At 62.4% G+C, this 25,571-nt stretch carries 28 protein-coding genes and 1 pseudogene; 8 read left to right on the plus strand and 21 right to left on the minus strand.

Annotation, left to right across the window (positions count from 1 at the left end):
- Positions 1-50 precede the first annotated feature (50 nt).
- From AC1DKR_RS02715 to AC1DKR_RS02800, 18 genes and pseudogenes are all read right to left on the minus strand, one after another.
- Positions 51-1,067, minus strand: coding sequence for an XVIPCD domain-containing protein (locus tag AC1DKR_RS02715; RefSeq protein ID WP_478030952.1), 1,017 nt, complete (start codon positions 1,065-1,067; stop codon positions 51-53).
- 57 nt (positions 1,068-1,124) lie between these two features.
- Positions 1,125-1,661 (minus strand): hypothetical protein, encoded by a 537-nt coding sequence (locus AC1DKR_RS02720; protein ID WP_478031209.1) that lies wholly within the window; start codon positions 1,659-1,661, stop codon positions 1,125-1,127.
- 360 nt (positions 1,662-2,021) lie between these two features.
- The gene (locus AC1DKR_RS02725; RefSeq protein WP_265182670.1) at positions 2,022-2,144 is read right to left on the minus strand and encodes a hypothetical protein; all 123 of its coding nucleotides are present in this window, start codon (positions 2,142-2,144) and stop codon (positions 2,022-2,024) included.
- A 13-nt stretch (positions 2,145-2,157) separates the two neighbouring features.
- Positions 2,158-2,343 (minus strand): annotated as a pseudogene (locus AC1DKR_RS02730) (DUF4189 domain-containing protein); the annotation flags it as partial.
- Between the two features lie 506 nt (positions 2,344-2,849).
- The gene (locus tag AC1DKR_RS02735; RefSeq protein WP_100436494.1) at positions 2,850-3,392 is read right to left on the minus strand and encodes a DUF4189 domain-containing protein; all 543 of its coding nucleotides are present in this window, start codon (positions 3,390-3,392) and stop codon (positions 2,850-2,852) included.
- Positions 3,393-3,431: 39 nt separating this feature from the next.
- Positions 3,432-4,580 (minus strand): TrbL/VirB6 family protein, encoded by a 1,149-nt coding sequence (locus AC1DKR_RS02740; protein ID WP_033831420.1) that lies wholly within the window; start codon positions 4,578-4,580, stop codon positions 3,432-3,434.
- 61 nt (positions 4,581-4,641) lie between these two features.
- Complete coding sequence (locus tag AC1DKR_RS02745) at positions 4,642-5,493, minus strand: hypothetical protein (protein ID WP_033831421.1); 852 nt, start codon at positions 5,491-5,493, stop codon at positions 4,642-4,644.
- Positions 5,490-7,937 carry a VirB4 family type IV secretion/conjugal transfer ATPase gene (locus AC1DKR_RS02750; RefSeq protein ID WP_478030955.1) on the minus strand — a complete coding sequence of 816 codons (2,448 nt, stop codon included), beginning with the start codon at positions 7,935-7,937 and terminating at the stop codon, positions 5,490-5,492. Before AC1DKR_RS02750 ends, AC1DKR_RS02745 begins: the two co-directional genes overlap by 4 nt.
- A gap of 83 nt (positions 7,938-8,020) precedes the next feature.
- Entirely contained in the window at positions 8,021-8,329 is a 309-nt protein-coding gene (locus AC1DKR_RS02755) for a VirB3 family type IV secretion system protein (RefSeq protein WP_033831423.1), read from the minus strand.
- On the minus strand, positions 8,322-8,750 hold the full coding sequence (locus AC1DKR_RS02760) for a TrbC/VirB2 family protein (protein WP_033831424.1): 429 nt from the start codon (positions 8,748-8,750) through the stop codon (positions 8,322-8,324). Before AC1DKR_RS02760 ends, AC1DKR_RS02755 begins: the two co-directional genes overlap by 8 nt.
- Positions 8,751-8,823: 73 nt before the next feature.
- Positions 8,824-9,795, minus strand: coding sequence for a lytic transglycosylase domain-containing protein (locus tag AC1DKR_RS02765; protein WP_478030958.1), 972 nt, complete (start codon positions 9,793-9,795; stop codon positions 8,824-8,826).
- Between the two features lie 3 nt (positions 9,796-9,798).
- Entirely contained in the window at positions 9,799-10,842 is a 1,044-nt protein-coding gene (virB11, locus tag AC1DKR_RS02770; protein ID WP_478030960.1) for a P-type DNA transfer ATPase VirB11, read from the minus strand.
- Between the two features lie 13 nt (positions 10,843-10,855).
- Positions 10,856-12,127, minus strand: coding sequence for a TrbI/VirB10 family protein (locus AC1DKR_RS02775; RefSeq protein ID WP_033831427.1), 1,272 nt, complete (start codon positions 12,125-12,127; stop codon positions 10,856-10,858).
- A complete protein-coding gene (locus AC1DKR_RS02780; RefSeq protein ID WP_033831428.1) occupies positions 12,124-12,903 on the minus strand; it encodes a TrbG/VirB9 family P-type conjugative transfer protein in 780 nt (259 codons plus the stop codon). The genes AC1DKR_RS02775 and AC1DKR_RS02780 overlap by 4 nt, the downstream gene beginning before the upstream one ends.
- Positions 12,900-13,946, minus strand: coding sequence for a VirB8 family type IV secretion system protein (locus AC1DKR_RS02785; RefSeq protein WP_033831429.1), 1,047 nt, complete (start codon positions 13,944-13,946; stop codon positions 12,900-12,902). Before AC1DKR_RS02785 ends, AC1DKR_RS02780 begins: the two co-directional genes overlap by 4 nt.
- An 89-nt stretch (positions 13,947-14,035) precedes the next feature.
- Complete coding sequence (locus tag AC1DKR_RS02790; RefSeq protein ID WP_025878721.1) at positions 14,036-14,482, minus strand: hypothetical protein; 447 nt, start codon at positions 14,480-14,482, stop codon at positions 14,036-14,038.
- Positions 14,483-14,898: 416 nt separating this feature from the next.
- Positions 14,899-16,578 (minus strand): type IV secretory system conjugative DNA transfer family protein, encoded by a 1,680-nt coding sequence (locus AC1DKR_RS02795; protein ID WP_478030963.1) that lies wholly within the window; start codon positions 16,576-16,578, stop codon positions 14,899-14,901.
- A gap of 36 nt (positions 16,579-16,614) precedes the next feature.
- Positions 16,615-16,872 (minus strand): hypothetical protein, encoded by a 258-nt coding sequence (locus tag AC1DKR_RS02800; RefSeq protein WP_025878723.1) that lies wholly within the window; start codon positions 16,870-16,872, stop codon positions 16,615-16,617.
- Positions 16,873-16,994: 122 nt separating this feature from the next.
- Between AC1DKR_RS02800 and AC1DKR_RS02805 the strand changes: the two genes are divergently transcribed.
- On the plus strand, positions 16,995-17,447 hold the full coding sequence (locus tag AC1DKR_RS02805; protein ID WP_478030965.1) for an HD domain-containing protein: 453 nt from the start codon (positions 16,995-16,997) through the stop codon (positions 17,445-17,447).
- Positions 17,448-17,524: 77 nt separating this feature from the next.
- The gene (locus AC1DKR_RS02810; protein WP_099784627.1) at positions 17,525-18,733 is read left to right on the plus strand and encodes an MFS transporter; all 1,209 of its coding nucleotides are present in this window, start codon (positions 17,525-17,527) and stop codon (positions 18,731-18,733) included.
- A 91-nt stretch (positions 18,734-18,824) separates the two neighbouring features.
- Here AC1DKR_RS02810 and AC1DKR_RS02815 read toward each other — a convergent pair whose 3' ends face one another.
- Positions 18,825-19,112 (minus strand): barstar family protein, encoded by a 288-nt coding sequence (locus AC1DKR_RS02815; RefSeq protein WP_478030967.1) that lies wholly within the window; start codon positions 19,110-19,112, stop codon positions 18,825-18,827.
- 177 nt (positions 19,113-19,289) lie between these two features.
- Between AC1DKR_RS02815 and AC1DKR_RS02820 the strand changes: the two genes are divergently transcribed.
- The 4 genes from AC1DKR_RS02820 (at position 19,290) to AC1DKR_RS02835 (ending at position 20,515) form a co-directional block, all read left to right on the plus strand.
- Complete coding sequence (locus tag AC1DKR_RS02820) at positions 19,290-19,538, plus strand: hypothetical protein (protein ID WP_117310721.1); 249 nt, start codon at positions 19,290-19,292, stop codon at positions 19,536-19,538.
- A 9-nt stretch (positions 19,539-19,547) separates the two neighbouring features.
- Complete coding sequence (locus AC1DKR_RS02825; protein ID WP_223482921.1) at positions 19,548-19,724, plus strand: hypothetical protein; 177 nt, start codon at positions 19,548-19,550, stop codon at positions 19,722-19,724.
- A 144-nt stretch (positions 19,725-19,868) separates the two neighbouring features.
- Positions 19,869-20,138 (plus strand): hypothetical protein, encoded by a 270-nt coding sequence (locus AC1DKR_RS02830; protein ID WP_312106567.1) that lies wholly within the window; start codon positions 19,869-19,871, stop codon positions 20,136-20,138.
- Positions 20,139-20,266: 128 nt separating this feature from the next.
- Complete coding sequence (locus tag AC1DKR_RS02835; RefSeq protein ID WP_478030970.1) at positions 20,267-20,515, plus strand: hypothetical protein; 249 nt, start codon at positions 20,267-20,269, stop codon at positions 20,513-20,515.
- 38 nt (positions 20,516-20,553) lie between these two features.
- On the opposite strand, the gene AC1DKR_RS02840 is transcribed toward AC1DKR_RS02835, so the two are convergent.
- Positions 20,554-22,089 (minus strand): FAD-dependent monooxygenase, encoded by a 1,536-nt coding sequence (locus tag AC1DKR_RS02840; protein WP_478030972.1) that lies wholly within the window; start codon positions 22,087-22,089, stop codon positions 20,554-20,556.
- 82 nt (positions 22,090-22,171) lie between these two features.
- On the opposite strand from AC1DKR_RS02840, the gene AC1DKR_RS02845 reads away from it, so the two are divergent.
- Both AC1DKR_RS02845 and AC1DKR_RS02850 read left to right on the plus strand, forming a co-directional pair.
- Entirely contained in the window at positions 22,172-22,816 is a 645-nt protein-coding gene (locus tag AC1DKR_RS02845) for a TetR/AcrR family transcriptional regulator (protein WP_478030974.1), read from the plus strand.
- 73 nt (positions 22,817-22,889) lie between these two features.
- Entirely contained in the window at positions 22,890-25,031 is a 2,142-nt protein-coding gene (locus tag AC1DKR_RS02850; protein ID WP_478030976.1) for a TonB-dependent siderophore receptor, read from the plus strand.
- A 57-nt stretch (positions 25,032-25,088) separates the two neighbouring features.
- On the opposite strand, the gene AC1DKR_RS02855 is transcribed toward AC1DKR_RS02850, so the two are convergent.
- Positions 25,089-25,370, minus strand: a complete 282-nt coding sequence (locus AC1DKR_RS02855; protein ID WP_033831436.1) for a hypothetical protein — start codon at positions 25,368-25,370, stop codon at positions 25,089-25,091.
- Positions 25,371-25,571 lie beyond the last annotated feature (201 nt).

Below are 25,571 nucleotides of genomic sequence, written 5' to 3' on the forward strand. Positions count from 1 at the left end.
GGTGTCGTGCGATGGGCCCGCCGGTCTCCGACCTGCAGGCGGTGCCCAGATTACAGCGATCGCGGGCGGTTCTGCTCCTGCTCGCGGGTAACCGAAGCAGCTTGTTCCAGGCGGGAAGGGGCTTCGGCCGCCAACTGCTGACTGCTCTGCTCCAAAGGCAGCTGGGCGGCGGCCTCACGCTCCACCATCGAGCGCTGCATCGCCGGGTCCCCCATGGCGCCCTGCACCGCAAACAGTGCCCTGCCATCGGTGCCCGCCACCACGTGGTCGATGCGGCTCATGCCGGCCTTCTGCGCGCTCAGCGCCAGGGCGCCGGCCGCATTGTCCAGTTCCTGCTGGCTGCGCAGGCCGCTCTGCGGCCCCATCTGCTGCAGATGGCCGCGAGCGTCGGTGAACAGCCGGTTGCCAGCATGGGCCGGATCGGTCATATCACGCGCGGGCTCCGGCAACTGTGCGCGCTCACCCACTTCGCCGCGGGCAAGCCGGTCCATCACATCCGGGGTCAGCTTCTGCTGCCACGCTTCGAAACGCTTGAGCCGGTCCTCCACCCCGTTGACGGCACCGTTGATGGCGTAGGTCGCCTCACGCACGTCCTCGCGCGCCTGTTCCGGCACACGGTTCTGCCATTGCCACACGGCGATGCGCCCAGCGTGTTCGGGCTGCGACGCCAGCTCTGGCTGATTGACCAGGTCCAGATCCAGCGCACTGCCGGCACGCTCGTAGCTTTCCTTGCCGGTCAGCGGCAGATAACCGCGCCCGTGGTACTTCAGCGCATCACCGGGCGCATCGTTGCCCATCCGGCCGCCATACATCAGCTCGGCCAGGTCATCCGGACGCCCTCGCAGGGCTTCCTGGCGCGCGGACTCCAGCGCCTCGGTGCCATTGCGCCACGCCGCCTCGACCGGGATCTGCGAGATGCCCCGGGTGTAGTTGAAGCTCTCGTTGAGCCGGCTCAGGCCGCGCGACTCGTGCCCTGCCTGCGCCATGAAATTGGCCAGTTCAAGGGGGGAGTCGATGCCGGCGTTGGTCGCCTGCCGCAGCAGTTGCGACTCTCTATCGGTCGACACAGTGCAACTCCTGAATGTTCATCAGCGCGGATTCCTTTCCGCCGGTTGGAGCTTGGCTCATGGAAGCGACACCTCGGCGACACTGGACGGGTCGAAGTCCTCGAACCGCACCCTGCCCAGTTCCGCCACCGAGAAGTCCCGGATGTTGGTCGCTTCAGTCTCGATATCCACGACCTTGCGTCTCACCCCATCCACCCAGCAGGCCTTGTCCGCCGATGCATAGCGGAACCGGTACGTGCTGCTCCAGCGCTCGCGGCTGCCGCCGTTGGTGATCACGCTGAAGGTGTCTTCCTCAACCATTGCATACGCAAAAGGGTCGCCAGCCAGGCCACCACGGGTAGAACACGGCACCAGCTTGTCGTTGCGCGCAGCCAGCTGCCAGCGCCCGCGCCCGTCACCGCGCAGCAACAGCAGCACCCGGTTTGGTCCGTGCTGGCCGGCCACCAGCCCTTCCGGCGTTGGTTGGTCGATGACCAGAAGCTGGTACTCGATGCCATCGCCGTTGAGCTCGCCCCTGACGGCTTCCAGCAGGTTCGCACCGGACGGAACAAATGCCAGGGCATCGTCCATATGTGCGCCAAACCTGTCTTCCATCCCCTCCCACTCCTTCAATGTCGTCTTGCCGATGCTCGCGTCGATGACGGGCATGCTGGCGTTGCCCGGCCGCGCCGGTCACCCTGCAGATGCGGATGATAGCTCCGGGAGCACCGTGGCAGCGATGGTGGCAAGCGTCACCCGTCGGACGGGCAGACAGGGTCCTCATGGACGGAAAAGCTCCTGCAATCGGTAGCGCCGAAGCGTCATTTTTCTGACGCCAAGAGAGCTTAGCGCGAGGAGGTCTATTGCGTCGAAGAGCGCAAGCTTGAAATGGAGCCACCAGTCACAAAATCCGGGCCCACATCCACGAAGCAAGAGGGACGCGGGCGGCACAGCGCCCCCAAATCGCCCGTAGCCTCACATGCAGTTGTTGAATACCAGAGGACAGGCTTTCGCATCGGCATCGATACATTCTCCCACTGCCTTTTCCTCCGCTTCGGGCAGCGTCCCGGCCACGGCAGAATAGGTCTGCAACGTCACTGCCCCTGCTGCGGGCACGGACCACTGCGGCGCACTGGCCAAGCGTGAACGCAGCCACCACTTTGCAGTCACCTGCCCCGCACTGGCTGACCGCGGTGTCACGTGCATCACGCTCGTTCAACCCCATATGGATCGCGTAGGCCTTGGGCGCACTGCCTGCAGCGATCGCGCTCCAAGACTGGGCCATGTTGGCCACCATGCGGCCATCCTTTGCGGTTCCCGGGGACGCACCTCGCTTGTCGAGCGGCTTTGCGATGAACTCCGTGGCCCCCGGAAAAGGAACGATAAGGAAACTACGTGATGTTGAAGCTTCATTCTCCAACGTCCTCCAATCTCTCGACCGCCATCATCCGATACAGGCTGCGCACGTATCAGCGTCAACTTCGGCGCTAGAGGCCCGAGGCCCGTTGCACGCGTTCCGGGTCAACGTGCAGTTTCACGCGCCACCCTCAAGGCCACAATGCCTTACCAAAACCAGTTGGTTACGACGTTGGGATACCCCTCTGGCGAGAGGCCAATGGGACTCAAGCACTCCCATTGGGGGGCTTGGGATTCACGACTGTCCTTGTTCCCTGAGACCTGCTCGCGCCAGGAGTGATGCACTCGGCGTCCGGTTCAGCACACCCGGCGAGTCAGACGCGTAGCCTGCCTGGCCTCTGCCTCGTGTGCGCCATTGCGCTGACCTGCCTTGCCGTACGCCCTCTGTCAGAACTCATCAAATAATGGCTTGGTACAGTTCGAGTAGAACACCTCACATTGTCCTGCACGATCATTGCGGCACATGGATTGCGAAGCGACCTGCGCCAACTCAGGGGTAGCCCCTGTCCCAAGTCCCGCACGCCCTGCACCGGATCGCCCGCTTGGAATGACCCAGGAAATACACTGATTGAAATAGCTCATGCTGACTGTGCAGTCTCGGGCACCTGACGCTCCACACTTTGAAACTGCTTCGCGCTCGGCCTCATTCTTGGATCGCAACCCCGTTGAAACCCCAGCATCCTGAGTGCTCTTCGACTCCGCAACTGCGCCCCAGGTTTTGGTCCACTTACCGGTCGGAGTTGCGAGACGGATCTCCGAGGAGCCAGTGCTTCCAGCGCCACCTCCGGGAATCGGCGCACATCCCCGTGCACCTTGCCCGCCAATAGGGTAATACCCAGGCGGGCAGTTTCCTTCCGCCCACGCGCGATCAATACCGCCCAGCAGGAGAAGACACGAGACAAGCAGCACCCAATATGCAATCAACTTCATAGCTAACGTACCTCCAACATCTCCACCCAAGTAATCGGACTAGGCAGTTCCTGAATTGGCGTTCCCCCTGACGCCAGAAGACGGCTGCTGAGGCTCATACCCGCCTTGCAATCTTGGCATTACCCCCTGCCCTCCGCCCAACTGCGATCCCGCAGCCGACGATGGCGCTTCCGGTCTGTAACTCTGACCTCCGCCCGTCGAACCCGGCGGCTGACCATTCGGGCCCGGCGATGCCGGTACTGCACTACCGCCTATCTGCGAATATGCCATGAAGCTGCCCAATGTTCCCTGGAAGAACATTGCCGCCATTGGGGGCGCAGTCAGGATCAGAGTGGTCAGGATCAGGCCCATGCCACCCTGCTGCAGTGCCATGCTCGACATACCTTCGCTGAAATTTTCACCCATCAGCGTACCCGTTAACGTGCTCCCCCAGAAGGCGAGCGCAACCTTGGACACCATCTTCATCGCGATGCCGGTCATAGCCGCTAGAACCGCCATGGAAAACATCGTGCCTATGCCGTAGAGCAGCCATTTCTGGAACAGCTGCTTGGTCTGGTCAAACAGCAAGCATAGGATGAACAATGGCCCTAGGCCGATGAACAACGCCAGCGCGACCTCGTATAGCAAGAGCATTGAGCCAGCCGTGACTGCCGGCCCCCCCGTGCCCATGCCAATAAACCACATGGCGCGGGTCTTTGCGTTGTCCAGCGTCACATCGCTCATCACGTCCAGCGCGTCAACACTGGATAGCGCCAGCTGCATGTAACCCAGGTTCTCATCGATCAGATCTTCCGGTGAGTCTTTCTTCCCGGTCACGACGTAAGTGATCTCGTTCTTCACGTCATTGATGAGAAAGCCATGCATCTCGCGACCGAACATGCCCATGGTCGTGGCAACCGACACGATCAGCGCAGCCTTGGCCATGTTGGTCACGAGCACCATCATCGAGTCGCGGCTGCGACCGGTGGCGATACGGAAGCCCTGAATCAGTACCCAGAGCGTCATGAGAGTCAGTGCGATGCCACCGACCCATGCCATCATCCGTCCCAATAGCTTGACGCCATACTCCGCGATTTCCTTATGCAGGTAATCGAGAATAAGTCGGAAAAATACAAAGTCACCAATTGAGGATGACGCGTGCAGATTCTGCAGCATGTGCAGCGGGCCTTGCCCCAACATGCCATCCATCAGCCCAAGATCCATAACTTCACCTAGTATGTGATTGCAGCTCGACCGGAGCAGCGTCTAATCAGTTGGAGAGCGCTGCCTTCAGTGCCGCCGCCTTCACTACGGTGCCGAGAGGTGACTGGCCGGTACCCTTCAATGCACGCTGCGCAAGTATCTGCTGCATTTTGGTCAGCGCTTGGATCTGCTTGTCATAGCCTTCAGTCTGCTTTTCCCATGTGGCAAAGTCAGCCTGCATATACGCGTCAGACACGACTGCGTTGGCGGACGCCTCTGCCATCGCGCCCTCACCGCTCCACAAGGTGCGGATATCCTTGATCTTGTCGAGCACTCGCCGCATATCTGGCATTGTCTTCTGCACAACCTCGACGGTCTCGTTGTATTTTTGGTTCTCCAGCACCTGAATTGCCGCACATATATTGCGCTGCTGGGCAATGATGTCGCCGCCCGGACTGAGATCCAATGCCGTCAGGATCCCACTCAGACTCATGATATTTCCCGCACCGCATCGCTCCGCAACGTTCCACTCAAGCGGTACCGGCTCTAGCTTCACACCCTTAGGCATCAATGGCGATGCAATAATCTGATTGAATTTAGCGAGCTTTTGCAGCCAATTCTGCGTCGTATCGTAGAAGCGCTGATACTGCAGGCCGTATTCTGCAAATGCCTCCGCTTGGCTAGCCAGTGTGTTTACTTCGGTCAGCGTACTGTTAAAAGTGTTCAAGCCGACTTCGACCACTGGAAACGTGTAGCCCCTCACAGGAAAACTGAGCATTGCGGCAATAGAAATCGCCACTATCGTGCAGCGGACCCGTGAGACTGCGCATGACGTTTTGGTGATACGGGCAATGGTTTCCATGTTCTTCTCCATCGAATTCAAGGGGCTTGCTGCGTTCACGTCCGTTGCGACAGTCATGCTGCAACCTCCTTATTGTTGGATGCGGGCTTTCCGGAGCCCTTGCGGTTCTTGTAGAAATCTTCCAGCCACTGTTCCGGCGTCAGTTCATCCACCGTTACCCGCGCGCGCACCGCTGCGGTCTGCAGCACGCGGTGCATGATGTCGATGTTGTCGGTCGAGGCCGAGATCACCGACAGAATGTCGTCCATCCCGCGCAGATTCAGCTGGCACACGCTTGACGCGTGCCCCTGCTTGACCAGGAAGCAGCGCGAGCGCTCATCCAAGGCGGTGACCACCTTGAACTCGGCCTCGGTCAGCTTCAGGCCGTCCATGTAATCGCTCTTGCTGGCATTGGGGTTGGGCAGCAGGATCAGCGTGGCGGTCTGCTCGATAAGCGCCGCGGAGATATCGCTCTTCAGCGCGTCCTCTGGACTCTGCGTCGCGAAGATGCCCATACCGTTCTGCTTACGGATGGTCTTCTGCTTGTTCTTGGCGAATTCCTTCAGACCCCCCTCACCGTCAAGGATCTTCCAGAACTCGTCCATCACGTAGATCAGCGGGCGACCGTCGATCAGCGACTCCAGACGGTGCAGCAGGTAATTGATGACCGGCACACGCACTTCGGGGTTGTCGATGATGTCGGTGTAGTCGAAACCGATGATGTTGGCCTTGCTCAAATCCACGGTATCGACCGGGTTGTCGAACACCCACCCCAGCGAATTCCCTGAAGTCCAGCGCCGCATGCGCGCGTACAGGCCGTCATCGCCCATGTTGGGCAGGCTCTTCTGGAAATTGGTCATGCTGCGCAGATGCATCGGCGTATCGAGCATGCTCTCGACCGCGCGGTAGATATCCTCTTCTTCGCGGGAGCTGTACTCGCGCTTGCCTGCCAGCACCTTGATCAGGTCGGCCAGGAACTGCACATTGCTTTCGTTGTTCTCGCACTGGAACGGATTGAAGCCGGTCGGCGCACCGTTCTCGAGGGCCAAGTAGTTGCCGCCACAGGCACGCACGAAGATCTCCGCGCCGCGGTCTTTGTCGAAGAAGAAGATGGTCGGCGACGGCTCGTACTTCTGCACCTGGCTGAGCAGGAAGTTGATCAGCGCGGTCTTACCGGTACCCGACTTACCGATCACCATGGTGTTGGCAATCGCCTTTTCACCCAGCGAATTCTCCGAGGGGTGTGTGGCATGGAAGTTGAAGTAGTACGGCTGGCCGTTGGTCGTCTGCAACGTGGTGACGCAGTCGCCCCACGGGTTGTTGTGCTGCTTGCCGGTGGCAAAGTTGTGCAGCGGCGACAGGCCGAGGAAATTTAGCGAGCTGACATTGGCCAGGCGAGTACGGAAGCGCCAATTTGCCGGCAGCTGAGAATAGAACGACGAGGTGACCGCCAGATCTTCCTTGGTGGATACGAAGCCGGCGTTGGACAACTCGGCACGAGTCGTAGCCACATTCTGCGAGAGTTTGGCCTGGCTGTCGCCATACACCGCCATGATGAAGTGGTACTCGCCAAGTACGAAGTTGCCTGAGGACAGCTGGTCCATCGCCTGGTCGAGCTCAACGATCTGACTGACCGCCTTGTCGCCAGAGGAAATCATCATGCCCTTGGTTCGGTCAAGCACTTTGAGCGCGTCTTGACGTCCCATAGGGCTGAACGAATGGGTGATGACGTACTCGAAGTCGAGATACTTCAGACCATTAAGAATGCCGGGATACGTGCCTTCGGCATACTCCTTGATGTTCAGAATGGCGCCGAAGTGATTTACACCGCTTGGTGTATTGATGACGAAGTCGCCAGTTTTGGCCGAGAACATGTGCCGACTGACCGGCAGATAGTCCTTGACCGGCGCCGACAGCACCGGGACCGGCTCGTCGATACGGTTGATCAGGTAGCCAAACAGCTCCAACGTTTCGGAGAACACCACGCCGTTCTTGGCCTCATACATACCAAGGCGATACGGCGCATAGTCACGGATGACCGCCTCAACATTACCTGCCAGTTCCATCAGCTTTTCGACAGCCTGTTCCTGCTCGGCACGGAGCTTGTCGACGTTGGCCGACTTCTCCACGAAACGCTTACCGGCCACGACAGGACGGTAGATCATCGTCAGGTACAACTCGTTCTGCATGATGCGCTGCGAGGACAGCATGCCCATATACTGGTCGGACACGTCCTGGTTGAATCGCTGCCTGTAGCTACTCTTGCCCTTCAGCGTGCGGCGACGACGGATGTCATGCACCCAGAAGGCGACGTTGACGAAATCCGGCGCGCGCAGCGTCTGCAGCAACCGATTGAACGTGTTGTGCCGGTGCTCCAGCTCCCACTCCTCGCGCCCCACGAACGGTAATCCTTCCAGGTGCCAGGTCAGCATATAGTCGCCGCCCGTGGTCTTCACCACGTTCGGAGATACATGCGACGACAAAGGAATGAATTCGCTGATGGACGTATCTGGGCTGAACATACGACTGCTTCCAAAGGGTACTGCCGACGAAAATTCGGAGTAGACCAGGTGGGCGTCTGAACCCACCTGGTCCGATCCAGCCCTCAATCCATTCGGGCTGGTTTGTTGCGATAGTGATTCGGGTTGAACACCCACATGCCTTCGTGTTCCTGCACGTTGCGGACCCGCAGCTTGAACAGTAGTCGCAGACCCAGCAAACGGAAGATCATCTCGTCACGCTTGGCCATCTGGCGCATGATGAAAATAGCCACCGGAATAGTCAGCAGGAACCAGAAGTTGGTATACATGCTCAGGAGCAACAACCCACCCGCCACCATGAAGAATGGCAGGTAGGGAACGCCCAGAAACATTGCTGGGCGTGTGCAACCACGGAACAGGACGTTCTTATGCACGGTAGTACTGAATGGCGTTCTGGATGTGATATGCCATGCCACCAGCACCGCCACCGGAGCCCGCGCTGTCGCAGTTGCCGAACTCGTCACCCAGCAGCATGCGCGCGATCTGGCCAGCGGCGCCAATCAGCACGCCACCGATGATGATCGGAGCAACGTCGCCGATGCGCTTGTGCGCGAATGCGATCTGATAGCCGGCGAAAATAACGGCGATGGTCACCACCGCGATCGAGGCCATGTTCAGCAGACCATTGACGCTGGAGAAGAAGCCGCAGACCTTGCCGTCAGTGCCGCCATAGTTGGTACCTCCACTGGTGGCAAAGGCTTGCGGAGCAAACACCGCACCCACGAACACAACGGCCATCAGCATGGTCTTCAGCGTGCGCTGGGCCTGGACGAGGTCGAGATTGGATCGCTTCATGGATTGATTTCCTTGTTGATGGACTAACACAACTGAATCGACCAGCCGGGGGACTGGCCGCACCACGACTTCGTCAGAATACGAAGGCCGCATCCCCTGCGGGAATCTGCTGCGCAGGCATTGGCTGTGCCGGCGCGTTGTACATGTTGTCGGTCGCAGCGGCGGGCGTGCTCTGCTCACCCCACGGCTGCAGCATGACCGGGCTTTCGCCGCTGCCGACCGTCGCGCCAGGCAGCTGCTGCGGCAGCATCGGCGGCTGACCCACCTGCCCTGCAGCAACCTGCTGCGGATAGCCCTGCTGCGGCGGGTAGCCACTCTCCGGCTGCGCCTGCGGCTGCATCATGCGGTCGACTGAGCCCAGCACGACCCGCGACAATGCCTGGTCAGCGAGGTTGACCAGGCTCCCGCGCGCCATCGCTCCCGTGGAGGGATAGACGGTGTAGGCTCGAGCTGGATCATTGGACGGCACATAAATCGGGCCATTTGCCTGGGCCACTATCCGCGCCTGTGCCGGGGAGGCGAGCTGCGGATGATGCTCGATCTTGACGGTACGCCGCTCGCCGCGGGCTACGACGTCGATGGGTACAACGCCATTGGAAGCAACCTGCTGCCCACGACGGATCGAGTCATAGACCTTCTGCACATAACCGTGGCGGAACCCGGTTTCGAAGTTGCCCGAGTAATAGCAGCTGAAAGATTTTCCCCAATCCTTTCCCGAGCGCTTGTAGCACTCGGCAAGAATACGCGAGCCCGCCTGCAGGTTCGGGCACTGCTGAAATGCTTTTTCGTATGAATCCAGACCGTACTTGGCCAGGTTGTAGCGATTGACCTGAGCCAGTCCGATGGAGAAGTTGTAGCCCTTCTCTTCGAGCATGCGGACTGTTGCCAACGCCTCATCCAAGGCCTTGGGCTGGCGCACCAGTGCTCCACCGACCACGCCGATGGCGTACGGATTACGGGAGGATTCGACGTTGATGACGTGTTGCATCACATCCATCGAGACGGCCATCTCCGGGCACGCCATCATTTCCAGTCCTGGCAACATTACTCAACCCTCCTGCCCCTGGGCACGCCCAGGATTGAAATCGATGCCGGTGATATAGCGCGAACCCGCATGCGCCTTGATATGCACGACGATATCGATGGTCATCATCAGCAACCGCTTGATGACGTTGAATTCCAGACCCGATCCTTCGGTCGATGCCTTCACCATCAGCGCCAACTGGTCCCACGTCTGCTCCGGGCTGCCTGCATGGCAACTGGTGATCGAGCCAGGGTGACCAGACGCGCAGTTACGGATGAAGTAGAACGCCTCATCGCCACGCAGCTCTGCCAGAATGATGCGCTCAGGCTTCATGCGCAGGCAGGCTTCCATGCAGCTCTTGGCCGTCACGCTGCTCGCGCTCTGCCCGCCCTTGGAGTACAGCAGGTGCACCACGTTGGGTTGGGTCAGGAACAGCTCGCGCGCATCTTCAATGGTGACCAGCCGCTCACTGTCCGGAATATGGTTGACCAGCGCCTTCATGAAAGTCGTCTTGCCGCTACCGGTGGCGCCGGATACGACGATGTTCTTGCGGTACATCACCGCACGCCGGAAAAATTCGGCGTACTCACGCTGCTGCCGCAGCTCCATCAGCTCACGATCCTGCTCACTCAGGCTGCCATCCTGCTCGAGGATCTGGTTGAAGAACCCATCCTCGTGATACTGGGTAAGCGACTTGGTGTGCTTGGACGGCAGGCGGATGGTGATCGACACCTTGCCAGCGTCGCAGGCAGGCGGGATCACGAACTGCGCGCGTTGCCCGGTCGGGAAGGTCAACGACACCACCGGGTCTGCATCGGTGATGCGCTGGCCTGTGTTGCTTTCGTTGACCACCGCGGTACAGAACTGCCGCGCACGTTCGAACGTCAGACTTGGCACATCCACGCGCTGCCACCCTGCCCGCGTCTCCAGATACAGCTCACCCGGACGGTTGATGCAGATTTCCGTCACTTCGGGCGAAGTCATGTACTCGGCGATGCCCAGCACTTCGTACTGATAGCGCAGGAAATCGCTGGAGACGAGGGCGAGGGGTGACACTTCGGCGTCCATGGTGGCTCTTGGATTACCTACGGGTGTTCAGCACGCTGGTGAAGTCAACGTCCTTTGCGACGTAGACATTCACGATGGTGCCTTGGTTGATGGTGACCGTCGGCGGACGGCGGCTGCTGCTGAGCGCTTCGTTGGCCAGACGCTCCATGGTGCGGGCAGTGGCGCTTTCATACGGCGACTGGATCGTCATGCCGTTGTTGGCGACCGTGGTGGTCTCGGGCCCGTGTTCGGCGGCGGCGTATTTGAAGGCATCGGCGATCAGGCTGATCATCAGTGCCGAGGCAATGCGTGCGCCCCAGTGCGCACTGTACTGACCCGGGTGACCGGCGCCACCCAGGCCGTCCACGCCAGGGCTGGACATCGCCACGTCGAGACCATTCGGGGTCGTGATGCGATCCCAGATCACTTCCACGCGCTTGCCGGCGGGACCGCCGCCATAGGCGCCATAGATCTTCGAACCCTTGGGCAGCAGCAGGGTGCGGCCATTGATCGAATAGACCGGCTCGGTGAGCAGGCACGAGGTATACCCGGCCAGATCGGTGATGATGCGGGTCTCCAATACGCAGCGCAGGTAGGTACCACGCACCAGCAGGGCATCGGGGCTGCGGATGAAGGACGCCGTGGAGATGTCTTCGACATCCGGGCCGCGACGGACCTTCTGCGTTCCCTGCTGGTTCGGCATCATATTCGCGAGCAGCGCTTGGCGGGTCTGTTCGTCCAACGCGCTGCGCTGGGACTGCGGCGCACCACCAGGGCGGTTACCTGCCCCGACGGCGGCGTCGTCGACACCGGCGATCCGGCGCTCCAGCAAGGTCGGACCACGCGGCACCATTGCTTCCTGACGCGGCGCGACCGGCACCAGTTGCGGGCCGTCGTCCTGCGGCAGCGTCGGCAGCATGGGAATGGGCGCTGCTGCTGCAGGCGGTGCCTGCGGCGGTGGTTCCACGTTCGGAAGATCAGGCGTGGTGACGCGGGCCACTTCACGCGGCGTGTCCTGCGCCCCCTTGTCGTCCTGCCCCTTGCGGAACAGCAGGAAACCCATGGCCACCAGCAGAACAACAATGCCGCCAAGGAACAGAAGCGCCTTGCGATTCAGGCGCTGCTCCTCAGCCGAACGCAGTTGCGGTGCGCCGGCGTCCAAGTCGGGTGCCGGCTCAGCCTGGGCGGTTCCGAAGTAAGGATTGGACGATGCCTCGGGAGCGGCACCAGAGCTGCCGCCGTAAGGGCTGTTGGCCTGGTCCCGCTCGTTGTTCGGATCGTTTCCGGGAGTGTTCTGCTGGCTCATTTCTTCACGTTCCTTCGCAGACCAACGACGTAATCGCCGTGGCGGATGACCAGGTACGGGTAGGTCCCGTGGACGATCAAGGTGTTGCCTTCAACGGTGGTGTTAACTACGAAGTCCTCACCGTACTCTTTCTCGCGCCCAAACACGGCCGGGAAAATGCCCGTCTTGTACTCGGGCGAATTCGGCAGTTTCAGATAGGTGAAGCTACCGTCGTCGTAGGCATTGACCGGGATCAGCCACCCCATCTTCTTCGCCTTGCTGGTCGAGTAAGAGTAGTTGAAGTTGTACTGGCGATCCTTGGCCAGCTCGGTGCTCAGGAGCGGCTTGGCCTCCTCCTCGACCGCCTCCTGTGCCAACCCGAATTCGGTGTCGCTCGGGTAGGTGAAGGCGATCTTGTACTGCACACCGGCGCGACGGGCCTGTTCCAGCTGACGCCAGTCCGTTGCCACGACCTTCAATTCGAAGATGTAGGAATGAGTCTCGGTGCGCACCATCATGTTGGTGTCGACGTCGACATTCTTCGGTTTGATGTAGAACACGTTCTCGCGACGTGTCAGCTCCCAGCCGTTGCTGAAACCAGTGCTGTAGTCGAGGATCTTTTCGTTCGGGCTCAGTTCGATCTGGGTGGTCAAGCCCAGGCCGGTGCGAACCGGATAGATGCGATCCTTCTCATACTCGTAATGGTCTACCGCCTGTGCCATCGCCGCGGTGGAAAACACCAGCGACAGCAACGACAGCAGCGCCAATGCGCTCCCCCTGACTTTTCGACTACTCATCGGTTGCTTGCTCCATCAGCATTTCCGGTGGAATTGTTCGGTGCCGGCGGCATCGCCGGCTGCCCGGGCATGGCCTGCCCTGGCATCGCTTGACCCTGCATCGGCTGGCCTTGCACCGGCTGCCCCTGCATCTGTTGCATCTGGCCATTGACCGGTGCCGCCACGGGCTGCCCGGTAGTCGGATCGATCATGGTCGCAGCGGCCGGATTGTTCGGATCGTAGATCCCTTGTGCCTGCTGCGCGGCCAACTGCGCCTGCTGTGCGGCCTGCTGTGCCTGCTCCTGCATGGCGCTGTCGTCCGGCACCGGCACGCCACGGGCGTAATCGTTGTCGACGCGATACTCGGTAACCTGGAAAGCCAGCGGATTGAGCACGCGATCCTGCTCGGATAGCGCGAGGTTCTGGTTGTACTCGAAGCGCATCGTCACCAGCTGGTTGTCCAGATAGGCCGCGGCACCGGTGCGCTTGTCGAGCAGACTGCGCTGGATGCGCACAGAGGCGCCACGGAAGCTGCCGTTTGCCTGTGCACCGAGCGGGGTGATGCTGAGGATCTTGACCCGGATCGCCTTTCCGCGCCCGTACATTACGAACGGGTTCTGCGGATTGTTGCCGGCATAGCGCAACTTCATGCTCTGCGCCACCGGATCGCTGGACATCACAAACACCAGCTCCCAGTCGCGCAGGCCCATCACCGCCGAGTCATACGACTCACGTGCCAGCACGTACTGGGCGACGTTGCTGCGATTGACCGCTTCGTTGCTGGTGATGGTTTCGCCCTGGAACGTGCCGCGCAGGCGCGCAACCGTTGCCGTGCCCGTATAGGCATCAGCCATCACCAGGAACGGCACCTTCTCCTTCAACGGCAGCATGTAGTAGTAGCCACCGGCCAACGCCAGCGACATCAGCAACGAACCGGTGGCGACCCACCAGGCACGACGCTCGCTGCGCCGGGCCATGTCGGCCACGGTGATCTCGTAGCTGACCGCCTTGGCGACCGACTGCTCGACCTTGGGGCTGTTGCCTGCATCCTTCTTGCGGAACATGGATTCTTCCGTACTGCTGAAACATCAATGGGCGCGACGCCCCTGCGCCAGGCGCGGGGTGCGGCACGTTCGATGATTTCGACGCGGTCTCAGCTGCCGCTGCTGGCTTCGGGATCCTGGGCCGACGCGGTTGGCGTCGATCCAGCGCTCTGCACGACGATCTGGTTGCCGACGATGGAGACGGAAACGCCCTGCGCCGCATAGGCCGCCGTGAGATCGATCACGGCCTGCTGTGCGTTGGTGGTGTCGATCTCCGACACCGCGCCATACAGGGTGAAATCCGAACTGAGGCGATAGTCCAGCGTGCGACCGGAATCCTTGGCCCAGCGCTCGAGCATCGCCTTCAGCGTACGATCCATCGGCGACGCCTGATAGACGTAACTGGAGTACAGCGGAATCTCGGTCGGAGCCGTCGCGAAACGGTTGACCGGCTTCCAGCGCCCTCCGAAGTCGGGTGCGGGCTTGGTAGCACAACCTGCCACCATCAACGCCGCCACTGCGGCGATGGACATTTTTGCAATAAACGCCTGATTCATACGGGCTTCACTTTGACGTACGAAAAAGCAGTCCCGATGTTGGTCCCTTGGTCGTTCGGCACTGCGCGATGCACGCCGAAAACGTAACGAATGCACTGCTTAACAGCACATGGGCACGGTTCCCCTGCAGCTCGAAAGCTGCCAACCAAGTCGCGTGAAGCAACCTCATCCGAGGCCCCTTTCACGCACCCTCACCAACGTCGGAACCATCCCTGTTCCCATGGCTGAAACTCCTGGCCACTCTGAAAGCATGACGAATCACACAGATTCGCAAGCCACGCATAGAGTCGCACAACTACGCGTCAATTCGATGTCAGACAAATCTGAATTTTGACCAACGTATGGCGTTTCTTTGACGCGCTTCACTAATTCACATCAATGAATGCGTGCATCCATCACACTTTCAAGTCTGCAACTTAGACATCAAGCATCGGCACGTCAACCTTTGGCAGTAGACGTGACGTGAAATAGCGATCCTTGTAATAGCGAATCTTGTCGCACTTGACCGGATGCGGGATGCCTTCGTACAGGAAGACTTCCTTGTCCGGCCCCATCGCCTTGAGCTCCTGCGGCAGCATCAGCGCGCGGCGCTCCTCGGTGAAGCTATGGGTCTTTTCACGCGCGTGGGTGACATTCTTCTTGCGGATGGTGGTGTAACCCAACATGTCCGAATAGTCGTTGGCATCCTGCTGTTCGCGCGGGGCGTACAGAATCTGCAGCGCATGGTTGGTGATGATCGTGCGTGAGACTTCGCGGCCATAGGTGGCATCGAGCTGCGACATGCTCTGGATGATCGGCAGCAGGCGCACGTTGTAACCGGCCATGTAGGACACCGCCGAGGCGATGATTTCGACCTTGCCGATCGAGGTGAATTCGTCCATCAACAACAGGCACTGGTACTTCAGGTCCGGATTGGACTTGGGCAGTTCCTTGGTGTTGAGGTTGATCAGCTGGCTGAAGAACAGGTTGATGATCAATCGGCTTTCGGCCAGCTTGTTGGGCTGGATGCCGATGTAGATGGTCATCTTCTTCTTGCGCACGTCGGTGAGCAGGAAGTCGTTGGTGCTGGTGGCCTTGTCCAGCACGGGGTTGATCCAGGGATTCAACGGTTCCTTGAAGGTGCCCAGAATCGAGGCGAAGGTCTCGTCGGCCTGGGACAGCATGTTGGCAAACGCCGAACGCGCGTTGCTGCTCAGGAATGGACGCTCGGACAGGCCCTTGAGGAACTTCTTCAGGTCGCTGCCATCGCCGGAGGACAGGCGGTAGACCGCGCCCAGGGTTGGCGTGCCCTGCCCGCCCGGGAAGCCGCTGTTGCGCTCGTCATCCCAGTTCTCGAACAGATAAAGGGTGAAGGCGATGAAGGCATTGCGCGCCTGGCTGATCCAGAACTTCTGGTCTTCCGAGCCATCGGGATAGAGCATCGCACCGATGCTCATCAGGTCCGAGACACGGAACGCCGGGTCGTCGGAGACGTAGCTGAGCGGGTTCCAGCGATGGGTACGGCGATCTTCGGCGAACGGATTGAACAGGTAGATTTCCTGGCCCTGGCTGGCGCGCCAACCACTGGTCAGGTCGAAGTTCTCCTGTTTGATGTCCAGCACCACCAGTGATTCGCCGTACTCCAGCAGGTTCGGGATGACCACGCCGACGCCCTTGCCCGAACGGGTCGGGGCGGCCAGGATGACGAACTGCTGGCCATCCAGCCGCACCAGCTTGCCGCCATGGCTGCCGACCACGATGCTCTGGCCGCTCTTCTTGAACATGCCATGCTTGGCCAGATCGGCGCTGGTGGCAAAGCGCGCGTCACCGTGCAGCGAGCGCTTGTCCTTCTTCAACAGCACGACCAGGCCGACGATGGCCAGCACCAGCAGCGGCAGGCCAAAGCCGAGGTAACCGGCCCATTTGATCTTCCCCACGAACGGGGCAACCTGCGGCTGGCCGATGGCGTGGAAATACTGGTAATAGGTATTCCAGGTGAGCAGCTTGGTATCCAGACCAAGCAACAGCAGCGTCAGGTAACCGGAAAGCACGAACCCGAGCAGCAGGGTCGCCAGCGTGATGATGGCGATGAGCAGATACTTCTTACTGGACAACACCCGAATCCTCCATGATGCGCCCGAGGGCGCGACGGCTTAGCGGCGGCGTCGCTGCGACGCCTTCCTCCGCAGGTTGACTTCATTCTCCAGCCCGGGCTCCACGCCCTCTTCCCGCACCAGTTCCTCAAGGTACCGGCGCGCATCGGCCAACGACATCAGGTCGGTCAGACGTTCCCCACCGTCGACGATGACCGCATGGCCGACCACATCGCCGGGAGCGTACACCGGCTCGTGGGTCACCGCTACCAGACGGAAGCGGCCGCGCAGTTCCAGCTGATGGGTGTATTCCTGCATGTCTCATCTCCCTGATGGAATCCAGATGCCATTCCTGCAGCGTCCGATGATGCCTGCACGGCCGTGGTGGCGGCATGTAGACGACCCGTACGACAATACACGCTTGGACCGGGGAGATCGCAATGGACTGGGTGGCACGCGCACGCACGCTGGCAATGGAGGCCCATGCGGGCCAGGTCGACAAGGCAGGACATCCTTACATCGGCCACGTCGGCCGCGTGGCCGCTGCAGTGCGCGGCGATGATGAAGCCGAGGTGGTGGCCTGGCTGCATGATGTGGTCGAGGACTGCCCCGCCTTCGCTGGGCAGGTGCGGGCCTTTCCCGCCCCGTTGCAGGACGCGGTCCGGCTGCTGAGCCGGACGTCTGCGGCGGATTCCGACGCGTACTACGCACGAATTTCGGCGGATCCGCTGGCACTGAAGGTCAAGCTGGCCGACATCGCCGACAATGCCGATGAAGCGCGGCTGGAATCGCTGGATGCCGCCACCGCCGAGCGCCTGCGTGACAAATACCGACGGGCCTTGGCGGCGCTTGGCCAGCCGGCCACGCCGGCAGCACCACCCATCGAACACTGATTTACCCCCAGCCCGGCTGATGCCTGTTGCGGTGCAGCAGTACAATGGGGCGCTTCCCCGCCCCTTTGCGCCCCCGAATGAGCCCCAACTCCCCTCTGGCCGCTCGGCTGACGCCGCGCCAGCGCACCCTGATCATCCTCGCCCTGTCTTTGGGTGGCTTTGCCATCGGCACCAGCGAATTCGCCAGCATGGGCCTGATGCTGGAGATCAGCCGCGGCCTGTCGATCAGCGAAACACAGGTCGGCCACCTGATCAGCGCATACGCCATCGGCGTGGTGGTGGGCGCACCAATCCTGGCGTTCGTTGGCGCCAGCTTCCCGCGCCGCAAGCTGCTGCTGGCACTGATGGGGTTCTATGCCGTCGGCAATCTGGCCAGCGCATTGGCCCCGAACTACGGCACGATGCTGGTGGCGCGCTTCGTCGCTGGCCTGCCGCATGGCGCCTACTTCGGCGTGGCGATGCTGGTGGCGGCTGCGATCAGCCCGGCCGGCCAGCGCGGCCAAGCAATGTCGCGCGTGCTGCTCGGCCTGTCCGTGGCCATCCTCATCGGCAATCCGCTGACCACCTGGCTGGGCCAGCAGCTGAGCTGGCGCACCGCCTTCGCCTTGGTCAGCGTGCTGGCCATCGCCACGGTGGCGATGATCGCGCGCTTCCTGCTGCCCGACCCGGATGAGGTGCGGACCTCGCCGATGCGCGAGCTGCGCGCATTCAACACCACCCAGGTATGGCTGGCGCTGTCGATCGGCGCGGTGGGCTTTGCCGGCATGTTCTGCGTGTTCACCTACCTGGCACCGACCCTGGTGCAGGTGACCGGCGTGGCCGAGTCGTGGATGCCGCTGGCGGTGGGCGTGTTCGGCATCGGCGCGATCATCGGCAACATCGCCGGCGGCTGGCTGGTCGACAAGTTCCACTTCAAGGCCGCCGCCGTGGTGCTGGTGTGGTCGATCGTGATGCTGCTGCTGTACCCGCTTGCTGCAGAATCGGTGTGGACCATCGGCCCGATGATCATCACCGTGGGCACGATGGGCGCCCTGGCTGCGGTACTGCAGACGCGCCTGATGGACGTGGCGGGCGAAGCGCAGACCTTGGCCGCCGCCTCCAACCATGCGGCGTTCAACACCGCCAATGCACTCGGCCCGTGGCTGGGCGGCATGGCGATCAGCGCCGGCTTCAGCCCGGCCACCACCGGTTACGTAGGTGCGGCGACGGCGGTCGGCGGCCTGCTGCTGTGGTGCGTGTCGGTGATGCTGGAGAAGCGCAGGATTGCCATCGCCGGCAGCCGCTGAACTGCGCACGGTTCGTCAGCGGTCGCCCAGGCGACGGTGTTGCCCTGGAGGCAACAGGCAGCACCGCGCTGGCACCGGCTGCACACCGAACCTACCGCAGGCAATAGCTGAAGCGTTCGCCCAGTCCCATGGCCTCATCCTGGCGCTGCACCCGCTCAAGCACGTCGACGATCTGCTGGAAGCGAGGCCCCAGCGCCTCTCTGGAAACCTGATGGCCGTTCCAGGTCAGCTGCAGCGGGCGCTCGACGCTGGCACTCAGCAGATCCCAGAGGGCGTCGAGATTGTTCCCATAACCGCGCTCGACACCCAGTGCGAGCGCCAGCGTCTCGTGGAATGCCCGCTCGCTGTGGATGCGGTTGCCGTCCAGTTCGATGTCCATTGCGGGCTACTCCGTTGCCAGCGGCGAGTGGAAATTCAACCTGCATGCTATCCCAGCCGCATGCGCAGTCCTGAAGCGTAGCAGCGGACCTCGTTGACTTCGCCACCGCGCTGGCCTGACAGCCTCATCACGGTGGGAAAACGAGGATGGAGACATCTCTCTGCAACCGAGAACACCATGCCGGACACCGGCCACTTCGCCATCCATGCCTTCGAGGCCGCGTTCACTATTTCCGGCGATGTGGAGCGAATCATTTCGCTTACCGTGTCATGCCGTCATTGTGCGGAAATCACCTGCGCCCAGGATGCAAACCTGTTGCACCTGCCGGGCGGTACGCTGTTCCGTTGTGATGCCTGTGGCTGCCATCAGGCCATCAGCAATGCGCGCCTTTCGGACTGGCAACTGCCGCCCCTGCTGGGCGTATGAGGACGTACCATGCCGTTGACTGAAGAACAGTTCACCATCCTGCGCGCCATTGCCGATGCGCACCCTGTGGGAAGCGATGCGGCAACGTGGGCCGTGAAGGAAGGCCTGGCCGTGCAGGCGGAAGATGCGGATATCGACCTGACCCCACACGGGCGCGACATGCTGGCCTCCCAACCGGCGCGCTGACCGGGCAGCACTGGCATGCAGCATGCACATGCCGTGGTGAGCTCATCACGGCATTTGCGCGCTGGCGGTGCGACGAACACGCGGCGTAGATCCGCCTTGCTGCAGAGTTGCGTACGCCAGCTTCCCACGCGCGACACAGCCCTCATGCACCGCCAGCTTTCCCCCACCTGCCACGATGCTATTGCCCTGCGGGCCGGCGCGCTGGGCAGTGTGCTGGGCGTGGCGCTGTTCAAGGCCTTTGCGTTGTCCGCCGCAGCGGCCGGCTCGATGATGACGGTCGGGCTGTGGTTGCTGGGATGTATGCTGCTGGCGGCATGGGCGTTGGCGGCCTGCCTGACCTGCCTGGCCTTGAGCCGGCGCGTGTTCGTGTTGATGCTGGCGCTGTCGACGGTGTTCCTGATCTGCATTGCCTGATCGGCGGTCGGCAGCTCCCGAGTATCCCCATAATTGTTACTCAATAACAAGTGCTGCCAGTCGGGTTGCGCGTGTGCCGGGTCACGGATTGAATTCGATGACCAGACCGCCCACCTTTCGAGCCCCCCATGCGCCTCCTGCAGCCTCTGCTCCGCTCCGCCCTCGGCGTTCTTGCACTTGCCTCGATCGGCGCCTGTGCCACCTATGATGACTCCGCCATGCATGCCGCCTGCCAGGACTCGCCGCATGTGAAGGACCTGCCGCCTGAGGTTGCCGCCCGCGAAAGCCGATGCAGCAAGAGCGTCGAGGTCTGGTCGAGCGAGCGCAAAGGCAGTGACCAACCGCTGGACCTGAGCGGCAAGAAGAAGGACCTCTGAAAGAGGGCGGCGCAGCCCTGCATGGGCTGCGCCGGAACTCAGGCAATCGCTTCCCTGCCAGCTGAGCTCGTCCATTCCTGTACCGCCTGCGCCAGTCCTGCCGCATCGGCGCCATCACTGGCCCAGGCAACAATGCCGTCCGGACGAACCAGCAGCGCCGACAGGCCCAGCGAATCGACGGCGGGCTGCGCGATGGACAGGATGCGGGCCCGTTCAACATCAACCGCCTCGCACAACGAGGCAGCAGCATCGAACACCAGCAGCACCGCCTGCCCTGCCCGCAGTAGTTCACCCATGCGGCGACCATCGACCAGCAGGAAATCCGGCGTGCTGCGGCCCACCAGCGGATGGGTATGGCCGAGGTCCAGCTGCTGGCCCACACCCCACACGCGCTCGGCGAGATACGTGGCGCCATCACGTGTTTCTGCCAGATCGGCCACGATGGCAGCCAGTGCACGTGAGCCCGCGCTTGGGCGCATCAATGCGACCTGCGCGCGCGACCATTCCAGCACGCGCGCGCCGATCGGATGGCGTTCGGCCTGATAGGTATCCAACAGCGCATCAGCTGCCTCGCCGCGCACGACGGCGGCGAGCTTCCAGCCAAGGTTCATCGCATCGCCCAGGCCCAGATTCAGACCCTGCCCACCCAGCGGCGAATGCACATGTGCGGCATCGCCGGCCAGCAGCACGCGGCCACGACGATAGGCGGTGGCCTGCCGTGCGCCGTCGGTCCAGGTGGTGGCCAGATGCAGCGCGGTGATCGTTGCTTCGCGGCCGGAGATGCGGCGCAGCAGCGCCTGTGCCGATTCGCGATCAAGTGGCTGGCGGTGGCCCGCGCCGCCGTCGAAGTCGGCCAGGGCGATCGTGCCCGGCGGATTGAAGTTGCACATGCCCTGCGCGGTGGTGTGACGCCCCGGGCTGAGTGCCGTCGGATCTTCCAGTTCAACACTGAGCGAGTGGCCTGTGAACTCTGGATCGGTACCAGCAAAGCTGAAACCACACTGCTTGCGCACGGTGCTGCGGCCTCCATCGCAGCCGACCAGCCAGCGCCCGCGGAAGGTCTGCCCACCCGCCTCGATCTGGACCTCGTCGGCCCCCATCCGCACGCTCTGCACGCCCGCACCACGCAGGATCACTGCGCCCAGCGCCTGCGCGCGCTCGGCCAGCACGGCCTCCAGCGCCTGCAGTTCCACCGCCATCTGCGTGCCGACCGGGCTGGGCAGGCGCCAGGGCCAGCGACCGCTGTCGACGTTGTCCAGTGCAAACGGAATACCCGCGAAGTGCCCACCCAGCTTGCGTGGCTGCGAGAGCCAGTGCGCGGTTCCCGGCGGCGGCGGGCCTTTCTCCGGCTTCAGCACCTGGCCGGCTGCCACCGCGTCCAGCAGACCGCGCCGGTCGAGCGCCTCCAGCGTCGGGGCATTCAAACCGCGCAGCCCGAACGGCAGGCGCTTCAGCGGCGAATCCGGCGAGGCCGCCTGCTCCAGTACCAGCACCGCGCTTCCTGCCTGACACAGTTCACAGGCGAGCAGCAGTCCCACCGGGCCAGCCCCGGCAATGACGACGTCGTACCGCATTGGCAATCCTCGTGAGCACCGGGTCGGCGCTCTGGCGGTCGCAATGTTACACTCGGTGTACTTTTCCACAAGTGACCCGCCCATGCCCCCGCCACCCGGCCGCCGCGAGCAGCGCAAAGCCGAGACCCGACAGGCGATTTCCGACGTCGCTACCCGGCTGATCATCGATCGCGGCTTCGAAGCGGTGTCGATGAGCGAGATCGCTGATGCCGCCGGGGTTTCGCGCAAGACGGTGTTCAACTACTTCGCCAGCAAGGAACAGCTGGTGTTCGACCGTGATGAGGAGGCGCGCCAGCTGCTGCGCGAAGGCATGGCCGCGCGCACATCCATGACGCCGCTGGCCGCCTTCCAGGCGCTGGTGCGGGAATTGCTGGACACTGGCCATCCGCTGCTGCGGATCAACGCCGGTGCGGCGTCGTTCTGGAAAACCGTGGCCCAAAGCACCGTACTGGCGGCCCATGCGCGGCAGCTGCAGGCGCTGCTGACCGATGACCTGGCACAGCTGATGGCCGCGTCGGCGCGGCGGCCCGCGGATGATGCCGAGGCACGACTGGGCGCCTCGATGCTGATGGCATCGATGGTGGCCGCCTATGAACAGGGACTGCGCGTCCTGTCGCTCGGCGGCGATCCGCGGCAGGCGATGCTGCCGCTGATCGTGCGCGGCGCCACCGGCGTGCTGGTGGCTTTGGCCGGTACGCCGTATACGGATCCGTCCGCGCGTCCATAGCGCAATCGGGGGATGGGCACCCGTTCATTGCAAATGCTAATCTTTCTCATTTACAGAAAAGCCCGATACACCGATGCCCCACTTCCTGCCCCGCCGCAGCATTCTGTGCCTGGCGACGACACTGGCTTTTGCCATCCCCGGATACGCCGCCGACGCCCCGCCCAGCCGCGTGCAGGAGCTGGACAAGGTGGAGGTGCGTGGCCGCGCACAGACGTTGTACCGGGTGGATGACGCGGCTGTCGGCACCCGCACCGATACACCGCTGGAACTGGTGCCGCAGTCCATCCAGGTATTGCCGCGCGAGCTGATCGACGACCAGGCTGCACGCCAGGTGACCGATCTCTATCGCAGCATCAGCGGCATCAGCTACTTCAGCTATGCCGGGGTGACCCTACGCGGTTTCCGCCAGGAGAACGTGCTGTATGACGGGCTGCGGGGCGACCCCTATGCGGGATTCTCGGTACCGCAGTTGTTCAACATCGAGCGGGTGGAAGTGCTGAAGGGGCCGGCCGGCGCACTGTACGGGGGTGGCGACGCTGGCGGCGTCATCAACTACGTGACCCGCAAGCCGAAGGCCACTGCCGAACGCCGCGTTGAACTGCAGATGGGAAACAAGGATTTCCGCGCCGGCTCGATCGAAGGTACCGGCCCATTGAATGCCGCCGGCACGGTGCGCTACCGCGCCGGCCTGTATGGCGACAGCGAGCAGGGCGTACGCTGGAACACCGACAGTGAAAGCGTGATCGGCGATGCCTCGCTGGCTTTCGACGTGGGCGACACCGGCGAGTTGACGCTGCAATTCACCGACATCACCCAGAACCTTGGCGGCAACCGCCTACGCGGTGTGCCGGTCGATGACAACGGCAATTTCCTGACTGACCGCCGCTGGAACCACAACGAAGCCAGCGATTTCCTGGACATGCGTGCCAAGGTGGCGCTGGCGCAGTACCGCTTCGCGCCGCGCGACGACCTGGACGTGGACGTCGCCGCACGCTGGTTCAGCAACAACGAACACCAGATGTACCACGAGCCGATGGGCCTGATCGACCGCGACCGTGATGGCGTGGCCGAATGGATGACGCGCCAGCTGCGCAACCAGATCCGCGACAACGAGGCGTTCACCGCCAACACGAATGCGGTGTGGCGGGTAAGTACCGGTGCTGTCGAACACAAGGTGCTGTTCGGTGCGGACGTGTACCAACTGGATGCGGACTTCACCGCGCAGACCGCCAACAGCGCCGACCTCGCGCGCGGCGCCGGCCCGGTGCGTGGCATCGACCTGTTCAATCCGGTGTACGGCGCCAGTACCTGGCACGATTACAACCTGTCCACCCTGCCTTGGCGCAGCACCAGCACGCGCAGCAGGCGTTATGGCGGTTACCTGCAGGACGAGCTGGCCCTGACCCCGCGCTGGCACGTGCTGGCCGGCCTGCGCTGGGACGGTTTCAAGGACGACGACCGCCTTGCCGGCAGCAGCGTGGATGGCAATGACATCAGCTGGCGGCTGGGCAGTACGTTCACCGTGCGCGATGGTCTGAACCTGTATGCCAACGTGGCCAGCGGCTTCGTGCCGCAGTCGGCGGCCAACCAGAATTCCGCCGCAGGCGGCCCGTTCGATGCCGAGCGCAGCAGGCAGTGGGAAGTGGGCATGAAATCGCTGCTTGCCGAGCGCCTGAGCCTGAACCTGGCGGCCTACCGTATCGACCGCAGCAACATCGTGCAGGCCACTGGCGAGGTCATCAATGGAGTGAACCAGCTGGCGGCGTTGGGCCTGGTGCGCAGCACCGGCATGGAACTGGATCTTCTGGCCGACGTGACCGAGCGCTGGGTGCTGAACCTGACCTACGCCTACAACGACGCGCGGGTGAAGGACGCGGGCCCCAATGGCATCACCAATGCCTCCGGCGATCGCTTCGCCAATGCACCGCGCAACAAGCTGGGCCTGTGGACGCGCTACGACCTGCCGGCGATCAACTCGGCCGTTGGCTTCGGTGCCGACTACGTGGATGAGCGCATCAGCCTGGATGGCCAGCGCGTGAAGCCGTACACCGTGTTCGACATGAGCTGGAAAACCACGTGGAAGCAGTGGCAGTTCCAGGCCAACGTCAAGAACCTGTTCGACAAGGTCTATGCCGCCAGCGGATTCATCGAGCGCAACGGCCATTTCCCGGGCGAGCCGCGTCGGGTGTATGTGCAGGCCGGTTACAGCTTCTAGGCCAGCGCTGCAGAGCAACGCGACGGGGAAGTGGCATGGCCACTTCCCCGACCGGCGTCAGCCCGAGCAGGACACCAGCATCGAGCGGGTGGCCATCTGGGTGGAGGTGAACCCGTTCTTGTTGCCCACCGCGATGGCATTGCCCTCATCGCCATCCTTGCTGAAGACCACGTAGCCGCCCGGGCACATCTGCCCGGCCTTCTCGTAGCAACCGCTCCAGGAACTGGAGCCGCTGCAGTCGATGGAAACGCCGCGGCGGCCATCCGGGGTGACGGTCATCTTGGCGGTGGTGCAGCCGGTCAGCGTGGCGAGGAACAGCAGCGGAACGAACAATTTCATGGTGACTCCAGGGATGGGAACTGCGAAGGGCGCCAAGGCTGGAGCGCCTGGATTGCGTGAACCTTGCGCCGGACCTTCGGCTTCACCACCTGCCGCCATGGCCTTCCGGCAGATGCGGAGGCACGCCATGTTCACGCAATGTTCCTGTAATACGGTGCCGGCGCGTGCCGAACCGCCCTTCTGCGGCCTCTCCCTGCCCAA

It is taken from the genome of Stenotrophomonas sp. 01N47 (assembly GCF_056399165.1).